Below are 24,787 nucleotides of genomic sequence, written 5' to 3' on the forward strand. Positions count from 1 at the left end.
TATCAGAACCAATTCACGTAAATAAAATGTGATTTGGTTTTTTTTTGCTTGTTAAACTTGAATGTTGAGTTCCGCTCCAATCAACTTGGCTATAAAATCAACAATGTCCTATAACATAGCCTTTAAAAAAAAAGAAAGTGCCTGACACCATAGTGCCTGACACCCAATTTACTTCATCTCTTTTACGGTCGTTTTAATTTTAAAACCATTCGCCAAATCCTAGTTTTCTCAGGTGATTAGCTGAAATTTCTAGACATTCAAATGGATCGCGACCATACGTATCATCTTGTTCTACCAAGAAATATTGTGCACCGCTTTCAAGACCGGCTTCAGTAATCGCTTTGATATCAAGGTTTCCTTCACCGAGTTCTGCAAATTCAATCGTATTCGTGAATTTGTCAAAGAATTTAGCCATATCTTTGAAGTCAACTTCACTTAAATCCATTTGTCCAATTCGATAATCCTTCAAATGTAAGAGTGAAATACGACCTGTATATTCCTTAACAAACTCCACAGGATTTACGCCTGCTCTTTGAATCCAGTGAACATCTAATTCAAATCCAAGCTTAGTGGTGTTATTTTTTATAATGTCTAACAAATATTCACCATCATATTTTTGAAATTCTAAATGATGAGTATGGTAATACAATTCAATTCCATGCTCAGCTAATCTGTGAGCCATTACTTCTGCCTTTTCAATAAATTCCATGATTTTATCTTTATGACCCATACATGTTAACGGAAGCATACCAATACGTAAGAAATTACAATCAAGTGTCTTACAATCATTAACTATTTTTTCAAAATCACTTGTCAATGTTTCGCCAGGCATTCCAGGCAACATTGGCTCTACAGCGGCAGAAAGAGCCGCAATCTTGATATCAAAATCTACACTCGCCCTTTTTAATTCCGCTACGTTTTCTGGAGTCATAGGTATTTGAGATACTTCAACAGCGTGATATCCAAGCTCACTAACTTTTCTCATTGTTTCATAAGCACCTAGTTCTTCCACTTTGCCTTTAAGCATCATCATTTGAACGCCGATTTTACCTTTTTTCATGGTTATCCCTCCATCTTAATACTTTGTTTTGTCTCTGAAGAAAGTCGAATGGCATCAATCATTTGAATAGATACGACCGCATCCTTTGCATGAACATAATCATGAGTACCCTGTAAAATACAGTTATAGAATTGATTGATCGTTTTCGCATGGCTGGCACCATAATAGAATTTTGAGCCAGGCAGCTTAGCATCTTCTACCAATTCTTCCTTTTTTCCCTCATCATTTATTCTTGTGAGAATGCTGTCTTTAATGATGAATTTACCCTTTTCAAGATATACTTCAAGCTCTACACTGGAGTTCTCTGGATTGGCATTGGTTGAAAAAAATAATCCTCTTGCACCGTTTTCGAAGAGTATATGTGCGGAAGCAGTATCTTCCACTTCAATCCCATAATCCAATAATTGGTTCACTGAACCTCTTATTGATTCTATTTTTCCGCCGACTAGCTGGATTAAATCCAGTGTATGGAGGGATTGATTGATCATGGAACCGCCCCCGGCATACGCCATTTTTCCACGCCAAGGTTTCACATCATAATAAGCTTTTGGTCTATACCAAGCCACCAATCCTTTAACTCCTGTGACCTTGCCATATTCGCCGCCTTTGACAATCTCCATAAGCATTTCAAACGACTCATTATAACGGTTTTGTAAACACACACCGATTTTAACATCACGGTGGTCTACCTCTAGTTTTACGAGTGCCTGTCCCTCTTCCGTGTTCAAGCCCAACGGCTTTTCTTGAAAAACATGAACACCCTTTTCTACACAAGCTTTTGTTATAGGATAGTGTAGATAGTGAGGCAGGCAATTATGGACAACATCAAGGTTTTCTTTTTCAAGCATCTCGTGATAATCTCGATAAAAATTTACCTCAGGTACGTTATCTTTTAATGATTCATCAAGATCACAAACTGCGACTAACTCAGCATTTGGGTTCGCTTGTATAGCTGGAATATGAATTTTTGAAATATCTCCAAGCCCTATTACTGCTACTTTTAGCATGAGCTTCTCCCCTTTTTTGAAACGAACTCAAAGCTGTATTAGCGATGAGTTCGTTTCATGTGTTTGATTACTTTCTAACCGGATATTTACCTTCTTCTGCAATCCGTTTATTTAATTCTTCTAGGAATAAATCTTCATCAAATGGTATTTCCACTTCCTTGCCTAACCAGGCTGACAGGTGCATAGCATTTGCAAGTCTAACACCATTAATGCCGTCGCTGCCAGGTGCTAATAATGGAGTACCTTCTACAATCGCAGAAGCAAAGTCATCTAATACAGCAATGTGCTGTTCGCCCCAAACATTGCCAAAATCAAGTACTTCCTCAGTGAAAATATCACCTGCACCGCCGCCCATAAACAGCTTCATAACATCTGACATATCCATAGAATTGCTCATTTCATTTTCAGATTTCTTCAGGCGCTTGATGGTTACTTTCTTACTATCGTCTACCACAATTTTTCCTTTATCGCCCAAGATTTCTAGACGGTCAGTCCCCACTACATCGTGTGTACGAGTTACAAATACACCAGTAGCACCATTTCCATAATCAAATACTGCTGTCACATCGTCTTCAACAACAATATCTCTTTGAGAGCCAAAGTTTACTTTTGCATAAACCTTTTTCGGCATGCCGCAAATCCATTGAAGCAAGTCAATTTGGTGTGGCGCTTGGTTTACAAGGACACCTCCGCCTTCTCCGCCCCAAGTTGCTCTCCATTCACTTTGATTGTAGTACCCTTGAGGTCTCCACCAAGTAGTAATGATCCAGTTGGTACTGCGAATGCTGCCAATCTCACCATTATCAATAATTTCTTTTACTTTTTTATAAAGTGGATTTGTACGCTGGTTAAAGAAGATGGCAAACTTAACTTCAGGCTTTGTTGCTGCAAAGTCGTTTAACTCTTTAACTTGTTTTGTATAAACACCAGCTGGTTTTTCCACTAATGCATGGAGGTTTCGTTTTAGTGCTTCGATTCCCATTTCAGGATGGAGATAATGCGGAACAGTTGTAACGACCGAATTAACGTCACCGCTTTCCATCATATCGATATAATTGTCGTAGAAAGGAACACCAGGATACTTCTCTTGCGCTACTTGTTTTTTAGCAGGATCATTATCACAAATCGCACCAATCACCATGTTTTTAACTTTGCCTTCAGAAATGAAATTAGCGTACATACCGCCTTCTGCACCTAAACCAATAATCCCTAATCTAACTTGTTCCATTATTACTTCTCCTCGCTTTCAATTGTTTTAAGAATTTCTAAAAGTGCTTCATATTGAAGCTTGTAGCCGCCGGCACCATCCAGCCCCTTGTTGTCTTTTATAATCTCAGTTGCATCCTCAAGTTCTAAATCCTTTAGTGAATCAAAGAGAACGAGGTGTGGCTCAAGAGTTAAAAAGCCTTTGTAGCCGCTCTTAATAAATTGAGCTAATAGCTCAGGTATTTTACCTTCGCCAGTTCCACAGACAACGTTTTGACTATCTGATGTTACAGCATCCTTAATGTGTATATAAAAAATCTCATCTTTTAAGAGATCGTAACACTCTTGTGTGTCCTCACCGCACTGTACGAAATTAGCAAAGTCAAAAATCCCTTTAAAGTAAGGAGAATCTACTTCTGTTAAAATCTCATGACAGCGTCTCGCGATATCACCAAAGATATCCTTTTCATTTTCATGCAGCAAAATCACATTGTATTTTTCTGCAATGGCCGCATATTCCTTAAGCTTACTAACGACTTCCTCACGGTATTGGTCGGCATTGTCGCCCTTAGGAATATAAAAGCTAAATATACGGATATATTGACAATTTAATAGGTTGGAAATTTGACAAAGCGTGTCCAACATGATCTTTTGATTGGCAAATCCATCTTCATCGTTAATGAACACCTTGCCAATAGGCGACCCTATTGAAGAAACACCGATACCTGCCTTTTGAAGCCGTGGTTGTACATTTTCTTTAATCTCATCAACAGTATAATCACCAATATTTTTCCCATCAATACCGCGTAAAGAAAGATAATGCATACCAAGATTTGAGACAACTTCAAGCTGGGTATCAAAATCAGAAGAGATTTCATCTGAAAAGCCTGAGATCATTAAGTCTTTATTCATTTAGGACTGTTCCCCCTTTTTCACAGTAATGTTGCTAGTAATTTTATTTTTACGATAACGTGACGGTGTGGTGCCCACCTTCTCCTTAAAATACCGACTAAAATGGGCCACACTCTCAAAGCCAGTTACCTGTGACACCTCTGTTAGCGTTCGATCAGGCTCCATTTCCAACAAATATTTCACCTGATTGAGCCGGCATCCCATCACATATTCCATTACCGTAAAGCCAGTGACTTCCTTAAACACATGCGAAGCATAATACTTACTCAGATTCAACTCTGCAGCCACTCGATCTAAACTTATTTTTTCGCTATAGTGTTCATTAATCCAAGACGCAATGGCCTCTGCATGATGTTCCTTTTCAGTCTTTTTACTTGTAACTTGAGATAACTCTTTTTGACTCATTTTAAAAATTCCTATCAATAATTGAACTAACTCAAGTTTCACTTCGGCTTCTAATAGTTCATTTTTCTTACCGGTTCGTTGCATTTCTTCATTAATCTGTTCCAACGATGCGGCGATTTCCTTTATCCGTCCATCAACAAATTGTCCCGCTTCATCATATCGTGTTCGCAGCAAACAATTGTTAAGTTTTTTAAAAGGATCTAACAAATTTGGGATTCCAAGAGCTGTCAATAACTCTTGCAGCCACGTAGGTGAAAAATGAAGCATACTCCTTGTATACGTGCTGCCGGTCCTCGGGTTCGGTTTATGCAATGTCATACCATCCAAAAGAATGATATCACCAGGCTGTAATTCATAAATCCTATTATTAATTAAATACTTACAATCACCCGAATGAAAAAAATAGATCTCATATTCTTGATGTGAGTGAAAATTAAATATGTTGGACTCCATACCTTGTGCTCGGTAGAATGCGTTTATCCATTCATCCATTATTTTCTTTTGGTTCGGAGATGTATTCCACTCATCCATTACTCTCACACCCTTATAGGTAAGCGTTAACAAATTAATTTGTTAACTGAACATACTATTATTATATTGCACTTAGAAACCAAAATCATTCTCTAAAACTGCTTAAAAAATAGTTGGTTTTTGACTCACGTTGCTTTTTCATAATGAATTTTAGACAACCGACTAAAAAAAAAGAGACAAAACCAGCCCCTGTTGAGCTAGTTTTGTCTCTTTTGAAATTGGTCCAAATCAAACTGCTTATTCCATCCAGTGTGTATGGAATACTCCTTCTTTATCAACACGTTGATAGGTGTGAGCACCAAAGTAGTCACGTTGTGCTTGTAACAGATTAGCTGGTAAAGTTTCTGTACGGTAGCTGTCATAATAGGCAATCGCGCTAGCGAATGACGGTACAGGAATACCACGCTCAATTGCCACAGCAAGTACTTGACGTAATGGCTGTTGATAGTTTTCAACAATTTCTTTGAAGTATGGATCTAACAATAAGTTTCTTAATTCAGGGTCGCGATCATACGCATCTTTAATCTTTTGTAAGAATTGTGCACGAATGATACAGCCTCCGCGGAAAATCATCGCGATATTACCGTATTGAAGATTCCAATCGTATTCTTCAGAGGCAGCACGCATTTGTGCAAAACCTTGTGCATAAGAAACAATTTTACTCATATATAATGCTTTACGAACTGCTTCGATTAATTCTTCTTTATTGCCTTCAAACGCCTTAACTTCTGGTCCATTAAGAACCTGACTTGCCTTAACACGCTCATCCTTCATTGCTGAAATAAAGCGGGCAAATACAGATTCAGTGATAATTGGAAGTGGAACACCTAAGTCTAAAGCATTTTGGCTTGTCCATTTACCAGTACCCTTTTGACCAGCTGTATCGAGGATTAAGTCAACCATTGGTTTACCAGTTTCTTCATCCACTTTTGTAAAGATATCAGCCGTAATTTCAATCAAATAGCTGTCTAATTCGCCTTTATTCCATTCAGCAAAGACCTTATGAAGCTCTTTTGCATCTAAACCAAGGACATTTTTCAAAATAAAATAAGCTTCACAGATTAACTGCATATCTCCATATTCAATTCCGTTATGAACCATTTTCACATAGTGACCAGCACCATTTGGACCAATATACGTACAGCAAGGATCGCCCTCTACTTTTGCAGAAATGGCTTCTAAGATTGGTTTAACAAGGTTATAAGCCTCTTCTTTACCGCCTGGCATGATAGAAGGACCTTTTAATGCGCCTTCTTCTCCACCTGAAACGCCAGTTCCGATGAAATGGAATCCTGCTGTCTCTAGTTCCTTATTACGTCTGATTGTATCTTGGAAGAATGTATTCCCACCATCAATTAGAATATCGCCTTCTTCAAGAAACGGCTTTAAAGAGTCGATGGTTGCATCTGTTGCAGTACCAGCTTTAACCATTAATAAAATTTTGCGAGGCTTTTCTAAAGAATTAACGAATTCTTCAACAGTACGTGCACCTACAAAGTTTTTTCCCTCTGCTTCATTCTTTAAAAACTCTTCTGTTTTATCGTATGAACGATTAAATACAGCGACAGAATAACCACGGCTTTCGATATTTAGGGCAAGGTTTTTACCCATAACAGCTAAACCAACTACACCAATTTGTTGTTTAGACATACTATCCCTCTTTCATTATTAATACTACTTAGATAACCATATTTCTTTCATTAATACAATTAAAAAGTGCTTTTTAGCGTCTTAAAAAATATTTTTCGGCATTATCAAAACAAATATTCTTTACCATTTGCTCCATTTGCTTCATGTCATTCGGCGCTAACCCTTTTTCAACCCATTCGCCAAGGAGGTTACATAGAATTCGGCGGAAGTAATCATGACGTGCATAGGATAGAAAACTGCGAGAGTCTGTCAGCATGCCGATAAAGTGACTGAGTAATCCGACATTTGCAAAATCCTTCATTTGTCTCTCCATACCATCGATATGGTCTAAAAACCACCAGCCAGAGCCTAATTGAACTTTTCCTGGAATCCCTTCTTCATAGAAGTTACCCATCATTCCAGCTAAGACTACATTATCTTTTTGGTTCAAGTTAAATAATACAGTTCTAGGAAGTGCATTTTCCTGATCAAGGGCATCAAGGAATCGGGATAACCCCTCTGCCATATTAGCTTCTCCAACGGAGTCAAATCCTACATCTGTTCCAAGCAGTTCCTTCATCCTTGTGTTGTTGTTTCGCATTGCTCCCATGTGAAGCTGCATGACCCACTGCTTTTCTGCATACATTTTTCCAAGTTCTTTTAAGAGGAAAATACGATAGGCAATCATTTCATCATTTGTAAGTTGTTCACCGCTAATACGTTTATTGAAAATCGCTTCAACCTCTTGTTTGGTTGTTTCTACATATTCCATTTTTTGAATATCATGGTCTGAGGCACGGCCCCCATTTTCATGAAAATACTCTACTCTTTGTTTCAAAGCTGTTAAAAATCCATCTAAGGAATCCGTTTTTATACCTGACACATCCGCCAATTTTTCAATCCAGCTTTTGAAAGTTGGACGTTCAATAAAAAGCGCACCATCCGGACGGAATGTTGGAGCAATAATTGTTTTAAAGGTCTCATCATTTTTCAGTAATTGATGGAATTCTAATGTAGAGATTGGATCATCCGTTGTTCCGATAAACTTTACATTTGATCTCTCAATTAAAGCTCTTGCACTGAATTCAGGCGTCTGTAACTTTTCATTACATTCTTCCCAAATTTCACGAGCTGTCTCAGGACTTAATACTTTATCAATACCAAAGACCATTTTTAATTCTAAGTGCGTCCAATGGTATACTGGGTTTCCAATTAAATGTGGAACTGTCTCTGCCCATGCTGAGAATTTTTCCCAATCACCCGCATCTCCAGTAATGTATTGCTCTCCGATACCATGCATGCGCATTGTTCGCCATTTATAATGGTCCCCACCAAGCCAGATTTGAGTAATATTTTCGTAAGACTTATTTTCCCAAACTTCCTTTGGATCTAAGTGACAGTGAAAATCAAAAATTGGTGAAGATGCTGCGGCATTTTCATACAGTTTAACTGCAGTATCTGTATTTAACAAAAAGTGTTGATCCATAAATTTTTTCATCGAATACCTCTCCTTTAGATAGAAATTCATACGGTAAATGCACATCTGTAACCCCTTACAGAAATATATAAGTATTTGTTATCAGATCATTCTCTTTTAATTTGTTTAATAAACAAATTAATCACATTCCTAATTTATCATGTTTAATATGTTTAGTCAATTAACTATTTAGGAATTAATAGAATAATAACGACCTTTTAATGAAAGAACTGATATAATAAGAATATAAACAAAGGAATGCACGAAATGGAGGATAAAAATGGTTACGGGTGATGCGGCATATATAAAAAAAATTAATCGCTCTTTAATCCTTAGAGAAATTGTTAAAGAAGGAATGATTTCGAGAGCAGATCTATCCAAAGCCACTAACTTAACAAGAGCAACCATCTCAGCACAAGTTGCAGACTTATTAGAAGAAGGGCTTATTATAGAGACACAGCTTGAGCATTTTTCGGTTGGAAGAAAGCCGATTATGCTCTCATTGAACGGACAAGTTGGCTATGCACTTGGTATTGACCTTGATTATGGTCAAATATCATTTACATTATCAGACCTTCTTGGCTGTCCTGTTTCATCTAATATTATCGAAATAAATACTTCTAATTATGCAGAGATACTTCATCTTTTAATTCAACAAATCAAAAAGTTCAAAGCAGATTGCACTACGAGCCGCTATGGTATTGTAGGAATTGTTATCGCCATCCATGGTCTGGTCACAAAAGACGAAGAGATCCACTATGTTCCACGATTTAATTGGCATGATATTAATCTCAAGCGTGATTTAGAAAGAGAATTTGATACGTCTATCTACCTTGAAAATAATGCAAATCTAAGTTCTTTTGCCGAAAGGGTCTTTGCGCACCATGAAACAGACAACTTGTTATGTGCGACCCTCTATTCTGGGATCGGCCTAGGTATGATGATGAACAATGAGTTTTTCCGAGGGAATGACGGATATGCTGGTGAAATAGGTCATATGATTGTTGTTCCACAAGGAAAACCGTGCAATTGTGGAAATAAGGGTTGCTGGGAAAAATATGCTTCGGAATCGGTCATTTTTGAACATTTATCTGAAAAACGACAAATAAAGAATCTAACTTACGAACATATTCAAAAGTGGCTTAATGACGGCGATGTGGAAGTGCACGAATTGATGGAACAATTCCTTTTCTATCTTTCCATTGGATTGAATAATATGATTAACATGTATAATCCAGACGTACTCGTGCTTGATAGTGAACTGCTGCGTATGTATCCGGACTCTCTCGATAAAATTAGTGGAAATCTAAATTCTTCAATTAGTCATTACCGGGAATTAATGATCTCTACTATCGGGAAAGAATCTTGTGTCCTTGGGGCATGTGCACTTGCTATCAAACATTTTCTTGATGTCCCGATGTTAAATTTACCTTATGAGATAAAATCCAACCGCATTGGAAGCGTACTCATTTAGAACTTGATTACCCCTTCTTTCAAGGAAAAACCCCTTTTAGTTAGTGCTAAAAGGGGTTTTTATCGATGTTCATTACGCACTTTTTAAACTATCATTCACCTTTTGTTTTTCTTTAAGTTCATCAACAATCTTTTTATAAAGATCCTCTGTTAAATTATACTGAACAATTAAGATAACCGCAGCAATTAAGTTTAGTCCGGCTGGAACGAGGAACATTAGCCCTTTTATACCAAGGAGTGCGCCAGCAGTTTGCTCTGCATTTGGAACATAACCGATTAATCCAAGGGCAACTCCAGGAATAAAACCAGCTAACGCCTGTGCTAGTTTACGGAAGAAACTGTAACTTGAATATACAATCCCTTCTGTCCGTTGTCCTGTTTTCCATTCGTGATAATCCACTGCATCCGCAACCATTACCCATGGTAAACCTAGTGCAAAGCTAAGACCTAAGCTTCCAATGGTAAGTAATATAAGGAAAGTCGGTACGTTAGCTGGTAGAACAAAGTTCGCAACATCCGCGGCAACTCCAATAAAAAGACCGATAATAAATGTTTTCTTTTTTCCAAGTCTTTTAACAAGTGCTGGAATAAAAAATGAACCAATGACAGCGATTCCAATACTAGTAAATGAAAGCAAAGACATAAGACCTGGATTTCCTAAATTATATTGTAGGTAATATAACTGAACAGCCGTGCGTAGGTTACTCCCAGCAACCATAAACAAACAAACGAAACATAGAGCAATTAGCGGTCTATTACTTAGCAATAATTTGAAGAGTTTTGACATTGGAAGCTTTTCTTCTTCTTTTTTAGGGACCCTAATAACATTTTCATTTGTATTACGATAGCAAATATAATGGAATATGACCCCAATTAACGCCATCGAACCGATTCCCACGGTATATCCTAATTTTTGATCTGGAAAATATAAAACAATTGGGATAACAACCATCCCAGAAATAAGCATTGCAAATTGGCTGCCAATAGCTCTGAAGGATCCAAGAGATGCCCGATCCACAGAATCTTGGGTCATGGAAGCTGCGAGTGATCCATAAGGAATATTAACAATGGAATACGACAACCCAAAGGCTATATAGGTTATAAAAGCAAAGACAATTTTTCCTGTATCTGAAAAGTCAGGTGCCATGAAAGAAATGATAGTCATAATGGCAAGCGGAATCGATCCAAATAAGATGAACGGCCGGAACTTGCCTCGTTTACCTACCTTTCGTTTATCCACAAAAGCACCTACTGATGAATCTGCAAATGCATCAAAAATCTTCGATACTAAAAATACGAGACCGCCCCAATAAGCCGAAATTCCTAAAATATCTGTATAGAACTTAAGCAAATAAATTTGCCCCATATCAAACATAAATCCGTTACCAACATCACCTAAACCGTAGGAGATTTTTTCTTTTAAGGTTAATTTTTTTTGGGCACTATTCTCCATTATGTCTCCCTCTTCCTTTTATATTAATTAAATGAGTTTTACCTGTAACCCTTTTCAAAACTACAAAGATTATATGGTTTGAATATTACGCTTGAAAAAGTTTTTTTAATTTGTTTAATAAACTAACAAATTAACTTCATTGATAGAATACCACCGTCGACAAATTTCGTCAATAATAATTTGTAAGCGTATATCATCCTGTCCTACCCATTTATAAACATTTATCCAGCAGAGATCAATAATGGAGTTCATAACATAACAGAAAAGGCTCCAATTCGTATGAAATCGGAGCCGATATTTTCCTAATTTAAAATATCACTTAAGACATGATGAAAAAAGATAGCTAGATGTTAGCTATCTTCCTTCTGGTAATATTGAATTAATGTTTGCCTTTTCTCCTTTCAGCTAAATCAGCTGTAAGTTGCGCTGTACGTTTTTTGTTTAATGGATAACAGAATACAATAATTAGGAACACAACAGCAAGTATGATTGCAGGTACTAGAGTTCCAAGTGTATGAATTCCTTGAAGCGTATCAGCTGTTTGTGCTTTAAGAGTTGGATTATAACCAACAGCTGCGATTGCTGCACCACCAACACCGCCAGCTACTGCTTGACCAACTTTACGTGCCATAGAATAAATCGAGTAAACGGTTCCATCTTCACGTAAACCAGTTAAATACTCATGATAATCAATAACGTCAGTAACGAAAGCCCAAATGACAAGGTTGAAAATTCCATAACCAAACATCCCAATTGTTAATACACCAATAAATTGTGTTCCAGTTAAATTTGGAAGGAAGTACAAAATCGCATATATAACTGTTGCTATTAATAAACCACCAGAAGCCACTTCTTTTTTACCAAATTTCGCAACTAATGGTTTAACAAATGGCATACCTACAAATACTGCAATAGCTTGAAGAAGACCAACCATACTTAGTGCTTTCGCATTTCCGAAGTAATCTTTAAATAGATAAACGTTTACTGCACCAATTAGCATAAAGCAAACCAAGAACAATAATGAAGCAATGAGGAACCAAATTAATGGTTTGTTTTTTCCAAGACCTTTCATTGTTTGTCCCAAATTCACTTTTGGTTTAGTTGTTTCATCCATTACAATTCGTTCAACCGATAATTTATAACAAGCCATATAACAAGCAAGTGCAAGTCCACCGAAAATTAATGCAGCTAATATGAAGCGATTAGCATCTGGTTTGTTGTTAACAAACAAAATCATAGGGCCAACCACGTTAATAATTAAACCAGCCAAGTTTCCACCTAATGTTCTCCAGCTTGATAGTGCTGTACGTTCAACAGGATCGCCTGTGATAACTGAAGCCATTGATCCGTAAGGAATATTAACTGTACTATATAGTGTTCCCCAAATAATATATGTTACGTAAGCATAAGCAAGATAAAATCCATCTGACATTCCTGGAATGTGAACAAACATTAAAACACCACAAATAACAAGCGGGAAAGACATTCTAAAAATCCAAGGCCTGAATTTGCCATTTTTCCCTGCTTTTCTTGTATCAATAAAACGGCCCCATGATACGTCTGCTACTGCATCCCACAAACGGGCAAGTAAGAATAATCCACCGACTGCTGCAGGATTAATATGAAAGACATCTGTATAAAAAACCATTAAAAATGCGGCAACTAGAACAAAGAAGAAATCGTTCCCCCAATCACCAAACATATAACCAAGTTTGTCTTTCATTCCAAACTTTCTAAATTCATTTGCAGAACCTTGTACTACAGCGGCTTTTTTTGCAGTTTGACTCATTTTTGACCCCTCCATTATGCATTTAGTTTTTAATCTAACCCGATTACCTATTCCTTTAAATCCTTAAAACTTTTTGAACCTTCAGTACTTTGAAATCCCTTTCAAAGATTATTAAAAAAATATTAGTGCATTTCTTTTAATTAGTTTATTGAACTAATTAATTAGTATAGTTGTATCTTATCATCGACTATTTACTCAGTCAACAGATTTTTTGTAAGCGTTTAATAAAAAAATTTTCCAAATATTAAGGTCCCTTCACTTACGTGATTAAGTGCCTAAGATAGTTTGTAGTCAGAAGTAGTATATTGATGTAATTAAAAAAAATTGACACTACTGTTCAAGAACGTCACAAGGGAGCCTTTTTTAATCTAACTTTGTCATAAATATCTAATTCATAGTATAATTGGAAAGATGCAAATAATTTATGAAATAATATTGCACAATAGTTCTAAGAACTTTATTCACTATTCCAGGAGAGTATGCATGTTAAAAGATTTTGTTTCAAATGCCTCACTATTAATTGCTTCCTTTTCTATTATGGGAGTGTTATTTAAAAATAAGCCAATTAATCCTTCCTCTCCGCTATCCTCAAAATTATATTGGGGATTTTGTTTTGGAGTTCTAGGGAATATTTTAATGTCGTTTAGCATTCAAATTAACGTAAACACGATTGCTGATCTACGCCATTTGGCAATAGTGATCGCAGCAACTTTCGGTGGGTATATCCCAGCATTATTGGCTGCTGTTCTTATTGCAGCAGGAAGAATCCTTCTTTTTGGTATGAATGAATCTTCCTTATTGGGAGCAATCGGGGCTGTATTAACAGGCATCCTCTGTGGTGGAATCGCAACATTAAACTATTCCAGAACTTTAAAGGCTTTCATAATGAATCTGATTGGTTTATTAATTGTATCACTCATTTTCATTATCAGAATTGACAACTTCCAAATGCTCAAAAGTGTTTTAACCATACATTATTTAATTTCTCTCATTGGTGGTTTTTTTGCTTATCATTTTTTTGTTTTCGTGGTGAAGTCATACGAAGTACAAAATCAATTAAAACATAATGTCATGAAATTGAAGGAAACAGAAGAACGTTTTCGCCTCATAGCTGAATATTCAAGTGACATGATTACAATGCACAACGAAAAAGCCGAATATATTTATATTTCACCCGCTGTAAAAGAAGTTATTCATTTTGAGTATCCTGAACTTCTCGGAAAAAAAATGGAGGTTTTTATTCATCCAGATGATGTTGTACAAACAAAAGACATGTTTGAAAAAGCACTTCATGAGGGTGGGGCTGAATCAACTTACAGGTACCGTACGAATAAAGGAGATTATGTTTGGATTGAATCTACTTTAAAAAGCGTTCATTTCGAAGAAGATGGAAGTAAGAAAGTCATTATTGTATCAAGAAATATTACTGATCGAAAACGTACCGAACAAAAACTACAAGAGGCAAATCAATTACTCAATCAACTATCCTACTTAGATGGACTAACAGGGATTGCCAACAGAAGATATTTTGACGAAACACTTAATAAAGCATGGGCTAATTCTTCTATAAGTCATACGCCAATCACATTAATTATGTTTGATATTGATTACTTTAAAAAATACAATGATACATACGGCCATCTAACTGGAGACTTTTGCTTACAATCAATCGCACAAGCTATTAACAATCAAATGGCTGTTAACTCTCATTATACTTTTTGCCGTTATGGAGGTGAGGAGTTTGCTCTCATCTCTCCTTCTACAACCATAGAGGAAGGGATGAAAATTGCTTATCAAATTCAGGAGACAATTAAGTTACTTAAAATTCCTCATAGTAGTTCTGACATTGCTGATATTGTTACTTTAAGTATTGGATTTGCCACAATGGTTCCAACAACTTTAGAAAAACCGCAAGCATTAATTCAAATGGCTGATTCGGCATTATATTTATCTAAGACAAAAGGTAGAAATACAATTTCATCTTCTCATTTAAGCATGGAAGGCTTGTAAATAATACAAGCCTTCCTTTTTTTATCAATTCAAAACATATTTTTCTAAATATTATGCAAATTTTGTTGTATAATGCGGAAAATACATGTAAAATTTTCCTATCAGCCCTTTTTGGATGGTGAGACAATGGAAATTACGAAACATCTTTTCTTAAACCTCTCAATATATATCGTTTTATTGTTTTTTTGTTTAATTTTTTTCGATAATTATAAAAAATTCACCCTATCCAAACCCTCACTTACAATCTTTTTTATTGCCATGTTATGGTTATGTATTCAATTTTCATACAATCCGATTTCATATGTTCGATATGATTTAAGGATTATTCCTTTGGTTTTGGGGGCCCTTTATGTGGGAATTGGCCCGATTCTTATAGGAGTAATTATTATTATTCGGGGTTTCTATGGTTTTGATTTAGGCTTTTTTCAAACCATTATGCTTTATGCACCTCTCTCGATAATATTCTGGAGATTATATCCTTGGTTTTTAAAGCAAATTCCAGTACGCCGTATTTTCGTTACAGTATGTTTGGGAATACTCCTCGGCGTTATTACAGTTATCGGGATGAGTTTCGCCAATACTCATTCCTATTGGCTGGATGCGTGGACTGCGTTCTTATTCATTCCCTCTCTCGGGATTGGGATCATTTCATATGGGATTGAATTTGTCAGAAGAAATAATGAAATGCAGCAGCAGCTGATTAAAGCTGAAAAGTTAAAAGCAGTTGAACAAATGGGAGCTGCCATTTCCCATGAGATTCGAAATCCACTAACTGCAGCTAGCGGGTTTGTTCAGCTCCTGCAAGATGATTATCTTTCAAGGCATAAACGGAAAGAATATTTATCGATTGTAAAAGAGGAATTAATTTCGGCTGAACGGGTTATACAAGATTATTTAACCTTTGCAAAACCATCGATCGAGTCATTTGAGGAAATAAATGTAAAAAGTGAATTACGGCAAATAATTAATATTCTTCAGCCCTTAGCCCATCAAAATTCAGTCGAGATTAACACAGACTTTTCAGTGATTGGGTTTATAAAAGGAGATGGGCAAAAGTTCCGTCAATGCTTTGTGAATGTCCTCAAAAATGCGATTGAAGCAATGCCTAATGGAGGTTATTTAACTGTCACAACGGAGTATAGTAAAAACAATGTAACCATTAGTGTGAAGGACACTGGTGTAGGAATGAACATAGAACAACTAGAGCGATTAGGAGAACCATTTTATTCTACAAAAGGAAAAAATGGAACTGGCTTAGGTATGATGGTGGTTTACAGCATAGCACGTGCAATGGATGGTACGGTTTGGGCTGAAAGTGAAGTGGGAATGGGAACCACTTTTCATTTTAAATTTCCAACGATTTCGTCGATAATGAAAAAAGAAAATATTATCATTTAAAAAACAAACCGACAGAAGATTAACTTTTGTCGGTTTGTTCGCTTTATTTACCAATAAACATTTGGGTCCAATGTTTGCCTGTCGCTTCAAATCCTACCCCAATATGAGTAAAATTTGAACTTAAGATATTTCTACGATGCCCTTCACTGTTCATCCAAGCAGTTACTACTTCTTGTGGCGTTCGTTGTCCTTGTGCGATATTTTCACCTGCAGATTTATAAGTCACGCCAAAATCTCTCATCATGTCAAATGGTGATCCATAGGTAGGGCTTGTATGTGAAAAATAATTTTTTTGCTGCATATCCAACGATTTTTTCTGTGCAACACTGTTTAACTGTGTGTCCGCCTTTAGAGCAGGAAGTCCGTTTTTACTGCGTTGGGCATTTGTAAGGTCAATTACTTGTTGTACGTATTGACTAACTGTCCCAGTAGCTGGTGTATTATTTTGTGTAGTAGCTGGCTGTTTTGGTGCAGGTTGGGCTTGTGGTGGAGCTGGCCGTTGTTGCTTCGGTGCTGGCTGTTGTTGGATAGGTGCTGGTGCTGGTTGTTGTTGAGTTGGTGCCGGTTGTTGTTGGACTGGTGCTTGTCCATTCGGTCTTTGCTGCTGAATATAAGGTTGGATCTGTTGGAGTGCCAAATTACCTAGTCTAGGATCGAGACGAATAAACTGGTACTTTGCATCTTGGATTAATACCGCCCTTGTATGAGGGTATTGATTACTGTTCAAATTTGTTTGATATGCAGAAATCATATCATCATTGTTGTTGTAATTTTTCTTATTTTTTCGTTTATTGTTATAAAAATTTACATCAGAATCAGATTCGCTGTTATTATTGTTCGTATAATCCTCAGTTAAAGGACCATTGTGGTCGATCCCATCATCTCTCCCATTACGTACATCCATATAAGGGGTATTGTTTCTGTTATTCGTGTTCATTCCTATACGATTTGACCCTTGATCATTTATCTCTTTATTATCATTGTTATTACAAGCAGCAAGGCCCATTGTTAAGACCGCTGTTAACAGTAACCCAACTGGTTTTTTTATCAATCGAAATACCTCCTTTTGAAATTCATGTTGCCTTCATAGTGTTAATGTTTTTCAAAGAAAGTATTGATGGAAAATAAACGTATTTAATAATCGGGCATAATAACAATTTTCCACAAAAAAAACCAACTATTGAAACTGTCGGCTTGTTTTTAAGGGTCAATTTTCCAGCATCGGAATTCGGCCTTTATATTTGTTAATAAGATCTCGATTATGTTCTTCGGCACCATCTGCATTGCCACTTTTAAAGATTGGCGGTTCAAAATTATTTTCAATCATTATGCGAATGGCTTCAACCATTATTCCGTTAACAATTGCTGTCCCTACAACCGTTGAACCTGAACCAAAGTTTACACCAATTGACTCGTGCTCCATTAATGCATCACCCACTTTAATATGATTATCAATGGAAAGGTCAGCCGTATGATACAAATATTTACCATTTTTATGTCTTGACTTCACGATTTTTGTATAAACATACGATGTGACGCTAATGACAAATGCACCTTTATTTTTAGCAATCTCGGCCACATCAATTGGCACAGGATTCCTGCCAGAGGTTGATGCGACAATGACAACATCTTGAGGTAGAATCTTAACATTTTTCATGAATTGTTCTGCAAAATCATTTTCTTTTTCTAATTGAGAGGAGCGAACCGCCCCTTTATGCAGCATTAAATCTTCTATTAGGATTGGATTAATTGGAACCAGTCCACCAGCTCGGTAGAATAGTTCTTCCCCAAGCATATGGGAATGTCCGCAACCAAAAACATGAACAATCCCATCCTTTTGGATGCACTTGGCCACTTTCTTTGCAGCTTTTTTTAGGTTTTCATTTTCATCTTTTTCGATTAAGCTTAATAATTCTTTAAGCTTAGAAAAATAAAGATTGAACAAGATAAATAATCTCCTTTGTTTTCAGCGTTTCATCTGAATCATAAACTTGTAACGATCCGCACGATATACAGATTTAACAAATTCAACCGGGGTAGTATCTTTAAGAAAAGTATTTCTTTGGATTAACATAACTGGTGACCCTTTGCTAATCTTTAAATAATTTGCCTCACTTTGGCTGGCAACTGATGATTCAATAATCTGAGAAGCGCTATCAATTTTTAAGTCTAACTGTCCTTCAATATGTGAGTATAGGGATTTATTTACAATTTGTTCCGTAAGTCCTTTAACGAGATTTGCTGAAATATAATTTGTTTCTAAGGCCATTGGGACACTATCTGCCATACGAATCCGTTTGATTTCATAAACGGGTCCATATTCTGAAATCAAAAGCTGACCTGCTATTTGTTTTGTCGCGGGTATAATTTCAAAGTGGATTAATTGGCTCCCTGGTTCCAATCCTCTTGCCTTCATATCTTCTGTGAAGCTTGTTAATCCCTGAAGGGGCTGTTCGATTTTTCTTTCTGCAACAAATGTTCCTTTTCCTTGCAAACGATATAAATAGCCCTCATTTACTAACTGTGTAAAGGCCTGTCTAACGGTCATCCGGCTAATTTGATATTTCTCCGCATATTCTCTCTCAGGAGGGAGAGAATCACCAGGTCGCAATTCGCCGTTTTCAATTAACTCTTTGATATATCCTTCAAGTTGATAATAAATTGGAATGGGAGAATTCTTATTAATCATTTTCCTCCAACTGCACCCTTTCCTTTACATTGGCACCTTTGCGCTATAGTGAATCTTTAGATCTGCTATTGCCGCTTTATCTGCAATAATTGTAACACAGGGATGATTTTTCAACACGGATGCAGGAAAACTTTCATTAATTTCGCCGTTCAAAAGTCTAAACAGTGCTTCTTTTTTCTTTTCACCTGAAACGAGAAGAAGAATTTCTTTGCTTTTCATAATGGTTGCAATCCCCATCGTAATCGCTTTTGTAGGAACCTCATCAATTCGGTTAAAAAATCTTGCATTTGCTTGAATGGTTGAAGGTGCTAACTTTACAATATGCGTTTTGGAACCAAAGGAAGTTCCTGGTTCATTGAATCCAATATGCCCATTACTGCCAATTCCGAGAATTTGTAAATCAACGCCGCCATGCTTAGCAATTAAATCTTCATAACGATTGCATTCTTCTTGAAAATCAGCAGCAATACCGCTTGGAATATTGGTTTTAGCTTTATTCATATCAATATAATTAAAAAGTTGGTTATTCATAAAATACCGGTAGCTGTTCTTATTATCACCTGATAGTCCCATGTACTCATCCAAATTAAATGTGGTTACTTTCTGATAAGACGTCCCATTCATTTTGTGATCCTCGATTAAACTTTTATAGGTTCCGATTGGTGTCCCACCTGTTGCTAATCCAAGTTTAATACTTGGATTCTGAACTACCTTTTCAATGATAAATTCAGCCGCTCTGTTACTCATTTGTTGATAATCTTTTACTTCGATAATTCTCATTTTGAGTTTTCCTCCCTATTAAATGCAATTGCCCCATGGCAAAGTGTCATATAAACTTCCAGTTGCTCATCAAGAATGACAATGTCTGCATCTTTTCCAACAGCAATACTGCCTTTCCGATCATAGATATTCAACTGCTTTGCTGGATTTACTGAAGCCATTTCAATGGCATCTTCAAGTGGACAGCTAGTGTAAGCAATAATATTTTTTACTGCATGCCCCAATTTTAAAATACTTCCTGCCAGGGTTCCGTCCTTAAGGACTGCTTTTCCATTTCTTACCGTTACCTCTTGACCACCAAGATCATATTTACCATTTTTCAAACATTTCGCCCGCATGGAATCGGTTATTAAGATTAACCCTTCACTTTGCTTTTGTTTGAAAGCAAGTTTTACCATTTCCGGACGAACATGCACCCCATCCACGATAATTTCAGCTTTTAATTCATCTCGTAAAAAAGCTGCACCCACGACACCGGGTTCACGATGATGCAGTCCCCTCATTTGATTAAAAAGATGGGTTACGTGGTTTGCACCAGCATCAATGGCTTGATCAACCTCATCAAAGGTTGCATCGGTGTGACCAATTGATGCAATGATCCCATTTGACTTTAAATATCGAATCATTTCTAATCCACCTGTACGCTCTGGCGCAAGTGTAACAAGTTTAATATTTCCGTTTGTAAGATTTTGCCACTTTTGAAATAAAGCAAGGTCTGGGTCAATAATATGCTGTATCGGCTGTGCCCCTGCTCTTTTTGCGTTTACAAACGGCCCTTCAAGATGGAGGCCAAGTATTTCGGCCTTTCCATTTGGTTTCTGCTTTTCAATGTATTGCGCTGCATTTATTAAAGCATTTTCAATTTGTTTACCTTCTTGGGTCATTGTTGTGGCTAAAAAACTCGTAGTTCCTTCTTTCGGTAAAGCTGTAACCATTGTGTCTAGTGCTTCCTTAGTGGCGTCCATCGTATCAGCACCATTGACCCCATGAATATGAACATCGATTAAACCGGGAATTGCTTTATAGTGCCCAGGAAGCTCAATAACTTCAAATTCATTCTCATTTTCAAGTTCTTCCATTGATCCGATTTCCACTATTTTTCCGTTATTAATTTTAATAAATCCATTTTCAATTAATATATCTTCTGCATAAACTTGGATTCCCTTAAGCAAAATATGATTAATTTTTTGAATCATAGAAATTACTTCCTTTCGGGTATTTCTATACTATATATTAGCATCACCCTTTTCTAGTTGTCTATACCAATTTAATTGAATCGAAAAACTTAAATTTTCCAACTTTCGGTCATCAATTATCGTAAAGGAATTTAAATATCTATTATTGAATTAAAAATTGGTATAGACATCTATAAATATTTAGTGATATATTTACTGATGGAAAAGCGCTTTCACTAGAATGACTTTTAAAAAGGAGAGGACTATTATGTTAGGATTTTTACAACGGATTGGTAAAGCATTAATGCTTCCGATAGCAGTATTGCCTGCTGCAGGGCTATTGCTCCGGTTTGGACAACCCGATTTATTAGATATTCCATTTATAGCAAATGCAGGAAACGCAATTTTTGCAAACTTAGCATTAATCTTTGCGATAGGAGTAGCCATTGGTTTTTCAAAGGATAACAACGGTGCCGCTGCATTATCCGGTGCAATAGGTTACTTGGTTTTAACTGAAGGAACAAAAGCAATTGATAAAGATATTAATATGGGAGTTCTTGGAGGAATATTAGCCGGGATTATTGCGGGATTATTATACAATCGCTTCCATGATATAAAGTTGCCTGAGTGGTTAGGCTTCTTTAGTGGCCGAAGGTTTATTCCAATTATTACTTCCATTGCAATGGTTCTTTTAGCTGGAATTGCCGGATTTGCTTGGCCGCCGATTCAGGATGGCATTAATGGGCTCGGCAACTGGATTATAGGCTTAGGAGCAATCGGGTCAGGTATTTTCGGTTTTTTAAACCGTCTGCTCATTCCTTTAGGATTGCACCATGTATTAAACAGTTTATTCTGGTTCCAATTTGGAGAGTATGCTGGTAAAACCGGAGATATTGCTCGTTTCTTTGCTGGAGATCCATCTGCGGGCGGTTATATGACTGGATTCTTCCCAGTTATGATGTTTGGACTTCCTGGTGCAGCGTTTGCTATTGTGGCTGCCGCAAAACCGGAGAAAAGAAAAGCTACATTAGGAATGTTTATTGGTCTAGCATTGACTTCATTCCTCACAGGGATTACAGAACCAGTTGAGTTTTCATTTATGTTTATTGCTCCATTATTATATGGTGTTCATGCTGTTTTAACAGGATTATCCTTTGTGATCACATCGATGCTTGGAATTCGTGATGGTTTCACTTTTTCTGCAGGTGCTATTGATTATGCATTAAACTTTAACATCGCTGAAAAGCCATTATTGTTATTAGTAGTAGGTCTTGTCTACGCCGTTATTTATTTCGTTATTTTCTACGGATTAATTAAAGCATTTAATATTAAAACACCTGGCCGTGAGGATGATGACGAAAACTTCGATAATGCGACTCCCGCTGCCACTGTTGGTAACAATAAATATGAAACGATGGCTTATCATTTTATTAATGATATTGGTGGAAGAGAAAACATTACAACAATTGATAATTGCACAACACGCCTTCGCTTAAATATTAAGGATATGGAGAAGGTAAGCGAATCTGCCCTCAAAGCGCATGGTGCTAAAGGAATTATGAAGTTAAATAAAACCAATCTGCAAATCGTGGTTGGTACAGAAGTAGAATTTGTTGCTGATGCTATGAAGAAAATTGATATGGACAATGTAAATCTTGATATTATTCCCAACGAAGACACATCAGTGAAAGAGAATCGGAAACTACCTCTTTCGGAAAAAGAATTTATTATGCCTATTGAAGGAGAAATTATTCCACTTCATGAGGTTCCAGACCAGGTCTTTTCACAAAAGATGATGGGTGATGGTTTTGCAATCGTTCCATCTAAAGGTTCAGTAGTTTCACCTGTTGACGGTGAAATCATTAATATATTTCCAACAAAACATGCCCTTGGACTCAAATCAAAACAAGGATATGAAATTCTCATCCATGTTGGGATGGATACTGTGAATTTAAAAGGAGAAGGTTTTACAGTTCTTGTAAAAGAAGGCGAGCAGATTACAAAAGGGCAAGAAATACTAAAATTTGATTTAGATTTTATCAAGAAGTCAGCTCCATCTACTGTTACTCCTATTATCTTTACGAACCTAACAAAATTAAATGTAAAGAAACAAGGACACACGCCTCAAGGTCAAAGTGGAATTCTATCGATTGAATAAAAAAGAACGACAGGTGTCAGGCACCTGTCGTTTCTTTTATGCGAATAGTTTCGCTTCTTCGGCTTGGAAAAAGCTCTCATCGCATGAAATACATGAAGTCCATGTTTATACGATTGAATTTATTTAATCAATCTTTTAAATGGCAGTATGTTTACTTTTCTTAAAGAAATTTTATTATCTGGTGCAAGCACATCGCATCCGCATCATATGGATGAAAAATGACATCTTTTGATACATTCACAAAAAACAGGTTATAATATATTGATTTGCCTCAGGAAATGGTAAAATAAATTATCTTGATAAGTAAAGGCACCTGTTTAGTTAGGTGCCTTCATTACTTCAAAGGAGACATAAATGTTTTCTTCATTTTCATTTTTTGAGATATTTTTTAACAAATCTAGATGGATTTCCTTAATTCTTACTGGTCTGTTAACCGCGTTTGCTAGCGAAATCAAAGTAATTCCTTTCAATGGGGAGGCTTTTCGTTTCGGATTAGGAAGTATTACTTTTTTTCTAATAATTCTTATTCAGCCACCAGCTTCATTAGCTCTAACAGGGTTCTTCACTGGCATGATTGTCGTTTGTTTTCGCATTCTTGGAGATTTGATGATCGATCCCGTTCCTTTCTTGGCAAACATAAAGAATCATCTGCCTGCATTTCTGTTTTATTTCTTGTTTGGTTTAGGGCTCAGCGTGATTAAAATAGAGAAATACAAAACTTTTCCCCTTATACTTGGTTTTTTGGCTGCAGGAATAGAGTTTATCGCAAACTGCGCAGAGCACCTGATGCGCTACCTGTTATTAAATCATGAGAACTCGAGCTTTAGCGAATGGGCATTATTAAGCGGGGTTGCCTTATTCCGGAGCTACTTCGTTGTAGGACTATATAGTTCCATAACTGTTTCGGAACAAAAAAAACGAATGCAAGAAATGCTCGAAGTTGGATCGGAATTATATTCGGAAACTCTCTACCTTCAGAAATCAATGAATCATATTGAACAAATCACGGCATCTTGCCATGATTTATATCGAAAATTAAAGAAGAGCAATCAGGGCGAGCTAAGCGTGCAAGCATTGCTCATTGCTCAAGAAATACATGAAGTGAAAAAGGATTCACAGCGGATACTTTCAGGTCTGTCCAAGATAACGATTCAAAAAAGTAATGATGATCTTTTTCTTTCTGATGTGCTAGGATTTGTGGTTACAGCAAATGAAAAATATAGTGAAATGTTAGACAAAAAAATATCGTTTAATCTGACAATTTCTACCGATTTTTATACCCATCAAAAAATTCAATTACTGGCATTATTGAATAATCTGACCGCTAACGCTGTTGAGGCCATTTCGGAAAAAGGAAAAATCGTTATAGATATCTTCGAGGAACTAGAGTTTATTTATTTCACTATAAACGATTCTGGAAATGGAATTCCCGAAGAGGACCTATCAATCATCTTTGAACCTGGTTATACAACAAAATTCAATAATCATGGGGTTGGTGCAACAGGGATTGGTCTATCTCATGTACATGAAATTGTTCATACTCTTCAAGGCCAAATTGAAGTAGAATCACAAGATGAAGGTACTACTTTTCGAATCAAAATTCCTACCGATAACATAAGAAAGAAAGGTGAATAA

General features: G+C 36.5%; 19 protein-coding genes. 5 read left to right on the forward strand and 14 right to left on the reverse strand.

Annotation, left to right across the window (positions count from 1 at the left end):
• Positions 1-199: 199 nt before the first annotated feature.
• From ACSU6B_RS23900 to uxaC, 7 genes are all read right to left on the reverse strand, one after another.
• On the reverse strand, positions 200-1,060 hold the full coding sequence (locus tag ACSU6B_RS23900; protein WP_410888779.1) for a sugar phosphate isomerase/epimerase family protein: 861 nt from the start codon (positions 1,058-1,060) through the stop codon (positions 200-202).
• Between the two features lie 2 nt (positions 1,061-1,062).
• The gene (locus ACSU6B_RS23905; protein ID WP_410888781.1) at positions 1,063-2,067 is read right to left on the reverse strand and encodes a Gfo/Idh/MocA family protein; all 1,005 of its coding nucleotides are present in this window, start codon (positions 2,065-2,067) and stop codon (positions 1,063-1,065) included.
• A gap of 67 nt (positions 2,068-2,134) precedes the next feature.
• A complete protein-coding gene (locus ACSU6B_RS23910; protein ID WP_215003893.1) occupies positions 2,135-3,295 on the reverse strand; it encodes a Gfo/Idh/MocA family protein in 1,161 nt (386 codons plus the stop codon).
• 2 nt (positions 3,296-3,297) lie between these two features.
• Positions 3,298-4,185: a sugar phosphate isomerase/epimerase family protein gene (locus tag ACSU6B_RS23915; protein ID WP_410888783.1), complete on the reverse strand. Its 888-nt coding sequence runs from the start codon at positions 4,183-4,185 to the stop codon at positions 3,298-3,300.
• Positions 4,186-5,121, reverse strand: a complete 936-nt coding sequence (locus ACSU6B_RS23920; protein WP_410888785.1) for an AraC family transcriptional regulator — start codon at positions 5,119-5,121, stop codon at positions 4,186-4,188. It abuts the gene before it with no gap.
• Positions 5,122-5,358: 237 nt separating this feature from the next.
• Positions 5,359-6,771 carry an NADP-dependent phosphogluconate dehydrogenase gene (gndA, locus tag ACSU6B_RS23925; RefSeq protein ID WP_410888786.1) on the reverse strand — a complete coding sequence of 471 codons (1,413 nt, stop codon included), beginning with the start codon at positions 6,769-6,771 and terminating at the stop codon, positions 5,359-5,361.
• Positions 6,772-6,844: 73 nt separating this feature from the next.
• On the reverse strand, positions 6,845-8,248 hold the full coding sequence (uxaC, locus tag ACSU6B_RS23930) for a glucuronate isomerase (RefSeq protein WP_215014831.1): 1,404 nt from the start codon (positions 8,246-8,248) through the stop codon (positions 6,845-6,847).
• Positions 8,249-8,507: 259 nt separating this feature from the next.
• Between uxaC and ACSU6B_RS23935 the strand changes: the two genes are divergently transcribed.
• Positions 8,508-9,701, forward strand: coding sequence for an ROK family transcriptional regulator (locus tag ACSU6B_RS23935; protein ID WP_410888788.1), 1,194 nt, complete (start codon positions 8,508-8,510; stop codon positions 9,699-9,701).
• A 72-nt stretch (positions 9,702-9,773) separates the two neighbouring features.
• On the opposite strand, the gene ACSU6B_RS23940 is transcribed toward ACSU6B_RS23935, so the two are convergent.
• Both ACSU6B_RS23940 and ACSU6B_RS23945 read right to left on the reverse strand, forming a co-directional pair.
• Positions 9,774-11,153: a glycoside-pentoside-hexuronide (GPH):cation symporter gene (locus ACSU6B_RS23940; RefSeq protein ID WP_410888790.1), complete on the reverse strand. Its 1,380-nt coding sequence runs from the start codon at positions 11,151-11,153 to the stop codon at positions 9,774-9,776.
• A 379-nt stretch (positions 11,154-11,532) separates the two neighbouring features.
• A complete protein-coding gene (locus ACSU6B_RS23945) occupies positions 11,533-12,942 on the reverse strand; it encodes an MFS transporter (protein WP_214713320.1) in 1,410 nt (469 codons plus the stop codon).
• Between the two features lie 483 nt (positions 12,943-13,425).
• Here ACSU6B_RS23945 and ACSU6B_RS23950 point away from each other — a divergent pair, with 483 nt between their 5' ends.
• On the forward strand, positions 13,426-14,952 hold the full coding sequence (locus ACSU6B_RS23950; RefSeq protein ID WP_410888792.1) for a diguanylate cyclase domain-containing protein: 1,527 nt from the start codon (positions 13,426-13,428) through the stop codon (positions 14,950-14,952).
• Positions 14,953-15,303: 351 nt separating this feature from the next.
• The gene (locus ACSU6B_RS23955; protein WP_410888793.1) at positions 15,304-16,350 is read left to right on the forward strand and encodes an ATP-binding protein; all 1,047 of its coding nucleotides are present in this window, start codon (positions 15,304-15,306) and stop codon (positions 16,348-16,350) included.
• 43 nt (positions 16,351-16,393) lie between these two features.
• On the opposite strand, the gene ACSU6B_RS23960 is transcribed toward ACSU6B_RS23955, so the two are convergent.
• From ACSU6B_RS23960 to nagA, 5 genes are all read right to left on the reverse strand, one after another.
• Positions 16,394-17,101 (reverse strand): CAP domain-containing protein, encoded by a 708-nt coding sequence (locus ACSU6B_RS23960; RefSeq protein ID WP_410888815.1) that lies wholly within the window; start codon positions 17,099-17,101, stop codon positions 16,394-16,396.
• 456 nt (positions 17,102-17,557) lie between these two features.
• Positions 17,558-18,295, reverse strand: a complete 738-nt coding sequence (locus ACSU6B_RS23965) for an SIS domain-containing protein (RefSeq protein WP_410888794.1) — start codon at positions 18,293-18,295, stop codon at positions 17,558-17,560.
• 21 nt (positions 18,296-18,316) lie between these two features.
• Positions 18,317-19,039 (reverse strand): GntR family transcriptional regulator, encoded by a 723-nt coding sequence (locus tag ACSU6B_RS23970; RefSeq protein WP_410888795.1) that lies wholly within the window; start codon positions 19,037-19,039, stop codon positions 18,317-18,319.
• Between the two features lie 24 nt (positions 19,040-19,063).
• Entirely contained in the window at positions 19,064-19,819 is a 756-nt protein-coding gene (gene nagB, locus ACSU6B_RS23975) for a glucosamine-6-phosphate deaminase (protein WP_410888796.1), read from the reverse strand.
• Positions 19,816-21,015, reverse strand: coding sequence for an N-acetylglucosamine-6-phosphate deacetylase (gene nagA / locus ACSU6B_RS23980; protein WP_410888797.1), 1,200 nt, complete (start codon positions 21,013-21,015; stop codon positions 19,816-19,818). The genes nagB and nagA overlap by 4 nt, the downstream gene beginning before the upstream one ends.
• 247 nt (positions 21,016-21,262) lie before the next feature.
• On the opposite strand from nagA, the gene nagE reads away from it, so the two are divergent.
• Positions 21,263-23,152 carry an N-acetylglucosamine-specific PTS transporter subunit IIBC gene (nagE, locus tag ACSU6B_RS23985; RefSeq protein ID WP_410888799.1) on the forward strand — a complete coding sequence of 630 codons (1,890 nt, stop codon included), beginning with the start codon at positions 21,263-21,265 and terminating at the stop codon, positions 23,150-23,152.
• Between the two features lie 354 nt (positions 23,153-23,506).
• Positions 23,507-24,787, forward strand: coding sequence for an ATP-binding protein (locus ACSU6B_RS23990; protein ID WP_410888801.1), 1,281 nt, complete (start codon positions 23,507-23,509; stop codon positions 24,785-24,787).

This window comes from Neobacillus sp. C211, assembly GCF_051842875.1.
GTDB lineage: Bacteria > Bacillota > Bacilli > Bacillales > Cytobacillaceae > Neobacillus.

What these genes read in the sequence shown, in the direction of transcription:
- gndA (WP_410888786.1), bottom strand. Translation starts at nt 6,771, where the DNA reads ATGTCTAAACAACAAATTGGTGTAGTTGGTTTAGCTGTTATGGGTAAA.
- ACSU6B_RS23940 (WP_410888790.1), bottom strand. Translation starts at nt 11,153, where the DNA reads ATGGAGAATAGTGCCCAAAAAAAATTAACCTTAAAAGAAAAAATCTCC.
- ACSU6B_RS23910 (WP_215003893.1), bottom strand. Translation starts at nt 3,295, where the DNA reads ATGGAACAAGTTAGATTAGGGATTATTGGTTTAGGTGCAGAAGGCGGT.
- nagB (WP_410888796.1), bottom strand. Translation starts at nt 19,819, where the DNA reads ATGAGAATTATCGAAGTAAAAGATTATCAACAAATGAGTAACAGAGCG.
- ACSU6B_RS23960 (WP_410888815.1), bottom strand. Translation starts at nt 17,101, where the DNA reads ATGATTTCTGCATATCAAACAAATTTGAACAGTAATCAATACCCTCAT.
- nagA (WP_410888797.1), bottom strand. Translation starts at nt 21,015, where the DNA reads ATGATTCAAAAAATTAATCATATTTTGCTTAAGGGAATCCAAGTTTAT.
- ACSU6B_RS23990 (WP_410888801.1), top strand. Translation starts at nt 23,507, where the DNA reads ATGTTTTCTTCATTTTCATTTTTTGAGATATTTTTTAACAAATCTAGA.
- ACSU6B_RS23945 (WP_214713320.1), bottom strand. Translation starts at nt 12,942, where the DNA reads ATGAGTCAAACTGCAAAAAAAGCCGCTGTAGTACAAGGTTCTGCAAAT.
- ACSU6B_RS23950 (WP_410888792.1), top strand. Translation starts at nt 13,426, where the DNA reads ATGTTAAAAGATTTTGTTTCAAATGCCTCACTATTAATTGCTTCCTTT.
- ACSU6B_RS23970 (WP_410888795.1), bottom strand. Translation starts at nt 19,039, where the DNA reads ATGATTAATAAGAATTCTCCCATTCCAATTTATTATCAACTTGAAGGA.
- ACSU6B_RS23935 (WP_410888788.1), top strand. Translation starts at nt 8,508, where the DNA reads ATGGTTACGGGTGATGCGGCATATATAAAAAAAATTAATCGCTCTTTA.
- ACSU6B_RS23915 (WP_410888783.1), bottom strand. Translation starts at nt 4,185, where the DNA reads ATGAATAAAGACTTAATGATCTCAGGCTTTTCAGATGAAATCTCTTCT.
- uxaC (WP_215014831.1), bottom strand. Translation starts at nt 8,248, where the DNA reads ATGAAAAAATTTATGGATCAACACTTTTTGTTAAATACAGATACTGCA.
- nagE (WP_410888799.1), top strand. Translation starts at nt 21,263, where the DNA reads ATGTTAGGATTTTTACAACGGATTGGTAAAGCATTAATGCTTCCGATA.
- ACSU6B_RS23905 (WP_410888781.1), bottom strand. Translation starts at nt 2,067, where the DNA reads ATGCTAAAAGTAGCAGTAATAGGGCTTGGAGATATTTCAAAAATTCAT.
- ACSU6B_RS23900 (WP_410888779.1), bottom strand. Translation starts at nt 1,060, where the DNA reads ATGAAAAAAGGTAAAATCGGCGTTCAAATGATGATGCTTAAAGGCAAA.
- ACSU6B_RS23920 (WP_410888785.1), bottom strand. Translation starts at nt 5,121, where the DNA reads ATGGATGAGTGGAATACATCTCCGAACCAAAAGAAAATAATGGATGAA.